3 protein-coding genes are annotated in these 3,996 nt (G+C 60.2%); 1 reads left to right on the plus strand and 2 read right to left on the minus strand.

Annotation, left to right across the window (positions count from 1 at the left end; translation table 11 throughout):
• Window positions 1-168: 168 nt before the first annotated feature.
• A complete protein-coding gene (locus tag BLT00_RS17290; protein ID WP_092144819.1) occupies window positions 169-822 on the minus strand; it encodes a thiopurine S-methyltransferase in 654 nt (217 codons plus the stop codon).
• Window positions 823-926: 104 nt separating this feature from the next.
• Between BLT00_RS17290 and BLT00_RS17295 the strand changes: the two genes are divergently transcribed.
• A complete protein-coding gene (locus BLT00_RS17295; RefSeq protein ID WP_092144822.1) occupies window positions 927-1,694 on the plus strand; it encodes a DODA-type extradiol aromatic ring-opening family dioxygenase in 768 nt (255 codons plus the stop codon).
• A gap of 109 nt (window positions 1,695-1,803) precedes the next feature.
• Here the strand turns inward: BLT00_RS17295 and BLT00_RS17300 are convergent, their stop codons facing one another.
• Complete coding sequence (locus tag BLT00_RS17300; protein WP_003199404.1) at window positions 1,804-3,477, minus strand: DEAD/DEAH box helicase; 1,674 nt, start codon at window positions 3,475-3,477, stop codon at window positions 1,804-1,806.
• Window positions 3,478-3,996 lie beyond the last annotated feature (519 nt).

Here is a 3,996-nt window from a genome sequence, read left to right on the forward strand (position 1 = left end):
CCCGTGGCGAGGGAGCTTGCTCCCGCTGGGGCGCGAAGCGGCCCTAAAACCCGGCGACACGGTAGATCAGGCTGATTGAGTGAGCTTGAGAGGGGCTGCTGCGCAGCCCAGCGGGAGCAAGCTCCCTCGCCACAAAAGCAGGGGGTTCCCTCACCACAGCTTCATCCGTCAACGATTGGAAATCCGATACACCCGCTCATCCAGCCGCTTCACCCCAGCCTGCAAGAACTTCCAGCTCTCCCCCAGCACATCCTGCTCCTGCAAGACCTCCAGTCGCCAGGCATTACCCAGCAACCTCAGCACCTCATCATTGCCCACGGAGAAAGGCGGGCCAGGCATTTCATCCTGGTTGTAATCCAGGGTAATCAACAATCCGACGCCATTGGGCAAGATCTTCTGCAGATGGGCCGCATACCGCTCTCGCATCGCCACTGGCAAGGCAATCAACGCAGCGCGGTCGTACAACGCCGTGCAATCGGCCACATCTGCAGCACTCAAGGCAAAGAAATCACCACAGCGGATTTCGATGCCCCCGGCACGGAAGACCTTGAACACACCCTCTTCACTCACGCTCGGCTCAAGCCGATGTTCAAGAAAAAAATCATTGGCGGCTTTTTCCGATAACTCCACGCCCAGCACCGAGTACCCCTGATGGGCAAGCCACAGCAGATCCAGGCTTTTGCCACACAATGGCACCAGCACCCGACTGCCCTGGGCCAGGCCCAGTTGCGGCCAAAACCGTTGCAGGTACGGGTTCACCTCCGGTAAGTGAAAACCAATCTGGTTCGATGACCAGCGCTTGTGCCAAAACTCGGGCTCCATGATTAACTCCAAGAAATTCGATAAAAACGGGCTAAAACTTATATTAGATTTAGATCATTGACCTGACGGAAGATGATCACATCTTAACGCTCAGGAGCCCCTTCATGCTGCCCAGCCTGTTTATCTCCCATGGCTCACCGATGCTCGCCCTGGAGCCCGGCGACAGCGGTCCGGCATTGGCTCGCCTGGCCGCTCAATTGCCCAAGCCCAAGGCCATCGTCATCGTGTCCGCCCACTGGGAAAGCAACGAATTGCTGGTCAGCGCCAATCCGCAGCCGCGCACCTGGCACGACTTCGGCGGCTTTCCACCAGCCTTGTATGAGGTGCAGTACCCCGCGCCTGGCGATCCTCAACTGGCGACACAAATCGCAGCCGTGCTCAACACCGCGAACCTTCCGGCACGCCTCGACCCTCAACGGCCGTCCGACCATGGCGTCTGGGTGCCATTGTCTTTGATGTACCCAGAAGCCGACATCCCGGTGGTGCAGGTTTCCCTGCCCAGCCGCCAGGGACCGATGTTGCAGACACAGGTCGGCCAGGCCCTGGCGAGCCTGCGTCAGCAAGGCATCTTGCTGATCGGTTCCGGCAGCATCACCCACAACCTGCGCGACCTGGACTGGAACGCCGGCCCCGACAGCATTGAGCCCTGGGCCAAGGCCTTTCGCGACTGGATGGTTGAGAAGCTGGCGGCCGACGACGAGGCCGCGCTGCATGATTACCGTCGCCAGGCGCCGAACGCCGTGCGCAGCCATCCCAGCGATGAGCACTTGCTGCCGCTGTATTTTGCCCGGGGTGCGGGGGGCAAGTTCAGCGTTGTCCATGCGGGGTTCACGATGGGGACGCTGGGGATGGACATCTATCGGTTCGATTGACTGATTGGCCTCCATCCACGCCCCCTGACGGCACACCAAACGACAGGCATAAAAAATCCCCGAACCAGTCGGGGATTTTTCATGCTCGATCAATCAGCCCAAGAGCTGATCAATCTTCGCGATAGCGACGCAGCTTGAGCTGCTTGCCAGCCACACGAGTGTCTTTGAGCTTGGTCAGCAATTTCTCCAGACCATCTTCCGGCAGTTCCACCAGGCTGAAGCTGTCACGCACCTGGATGCGACCGATCGCTTCGCGAGCCAGGCCGCCTTCGTTGAGGATGGCACCCAGCAGGTTCTTGGCGGCGATGCCGTCACGGGCACCCAACGCGGTACGGCAGCGGGCACGGCCTTCGGCCAGCGGAATCGGAGCACGACGCTCGCGATCACCACGGTCCGGACGATCACCGGTGCGCTCAGGACGATCGCCACGCGGTGCGTTGTTCGGCACTAGGGGACGCTCTTTCTCGATTGCAGCCAGGTTCAGCGCTTGGCCATTGGTGGCCTTGCGCAGCAGTGCAGCGGCCAGAGCGCGCGGGCTGCAACCGATGTCGGCGGTCAGGCGATCGAGCAGATCACCGTGGGTCGATTCGGCGTCAGCCACCAGTGGCGACAGGCTGTTGGTCAGTTTCTTGATGCGGGCATCGAGAACGGCCTGGGCGTCCGGCAGGCGAACTTCAGCTACCTTCTGGCCAGTTACACGCTCGATTACTTGCAGCATGCGACGCTCACGCGGGGTGACCAGCAGCAGCGCACGGCCTTCGCGACCAGCACGGCCAGTACGGCCGATACGGTGAACGTAGGATTCCGGATCGTACGGCATGTCCACGTTGAATACGTGGGTGATGCGCGGAACGTCCAGGCCACGGGCAGCAACGTCGGTCGCCACAACGATGTCCAGGCGGCCATCCTTGAGGGAGTCGATCACGCGCTCACGCTGGTTCTGGGCAATGTCACCGTTCAGCGCTGCGGCTTTGTAGCCTTTGGCTTCCAGGGCGCTGGCCAGGTCCAGGGTCGCTTGCTTGGTACGCACGAACATGATCAGGGCGTCGAAGTCTTCCACTTCCAGCAAGCTGAGAACGGCGGAAGTCTTCTGGTCGGCGTGAACCAGCAGGTGAGCCTGTTCGATCGCGGTGACGGTCTGGGTCTTGGTCTGGATCTTTACGTGTTGCGGATCGCGCAGGTGGCGCTCGGCAATGGCACGGATCGATTGCGGCAAGGTAGCCGAGAACAATACAGTCTGGCGGGTCGCTGGCAGGGCCTTGAAGATGACTTCCAGGTCATCCATGAAACCCAGCTTGAGCATTTCGTCGGCTTCGTCGAGAACCAGGTGGTTCACGGTGGCCAGGACTTTTTCGTCACGACGCAGGTGATCGCACAGACGACCCGGAGTAGCGACAACGATCTGCGCGCCATTACGGATGGCTTTCAGTTGTGGGCCCATCGGGGCACCGCCATAAACGGCCACAACAGTAACGCCAGGCATCTGCTTGGAATAGGTTTCGAAAGCGGTTGCTACTTGCAGCGCCAACTCACGAGTTGGCGCCAGGATCAGGGCTTGCGGTTCGCGCTTGGCAGGATCGATGCGATGCAGGATCGGCAGGGCGAACGCAGCGGTTTTACCCGTACCGGTTTGCGCCTGGCCAATCATGTCGTGGCCGGCCATGATGATCGGGATCGATTGCTGCTGAATCGCCGAAGGTTCTTCGTAGCCGGTCGCAGTGACGGCAGCAAGAATGTTCGGGTTGAGATTAAAAGCGGCGAAGCCGCCGGTTTCCTGGGTCATGGGTCTGCCTCTAAGTGCATCCGCAAAGACCCATGCTCCAAAGCTGCGCATGCCGTGTTGAGACTCAAGAGTCGCCCTGGCTGCTTTGTCGGCGGGGATTTGCGAAAACGAATGAATGAAAAAGAACGTCGTGGAAGCATCCGTTGTGCGGACATGCAACCGAAGCTGACTTCGGGGAATTGCGCTACCTTGACGCGGCCCGGCTAAAGGCCGGCGCGCACTATACCGGAATTCGCCCGAAAAGGGAGCTTTTTTTATTGCCAGATACCGTTATGGGGCTCGTTGGCCTGGGCCTTGGGACAGCCGGCTAAAACGGTTCACCTCCAGACAACTTTGCCCTTGGTGGCGAGGGAGCTTGCTCCCGCTCGGCTGCGAAGCAGACGCCTGGGTTGATATCTGAAATCGAAGGGGGCCGCTTCGCGACCCAGCGGGAGCAAGCTCCCTCGCCACAAAAGCATCCCGGTCGATCAACCGATTTGCTCTTGAGACTGACACTGACTCGAGGCATTCCCTTAACCC

Source organism: Pseudomonas sp. NFACC51 (assembly GCF_900103575.1).
Taxonomy (GTDB): Bacteria; Pseudomonadota; Gammaproteobacteria; order Pseudomonadales; family Pseudomonadaceae; genus Aquipseudomonas; species Aquipseudomonas fluorescens_Q.

Bases quoted from the DNA above. Each gene is read 5' to 3' on its own strand.
- BLT00_RS17290 (WP_092144819.1), bottom strand. From the start codon at position 822: ATGGAGCCCGAGTTTTGGCACAAGCGCTGGTCATCGAACCAGATTGGT.
- BLT00_RS17295 (WP_092144822.1), top strand. From the start codon at position 927: ATGCTGCCCAGCCTGTTTATCTCCCATGGCTCACCGATGCTCGCCCTG.
- BLT00_RS17300 (WP_003199404.1), bottom strand. From the start codon at position 3,477: ATGACCCAGGAAACCGGCGGCTTCGCCGCTTTTAATCTCAACCCGAAC.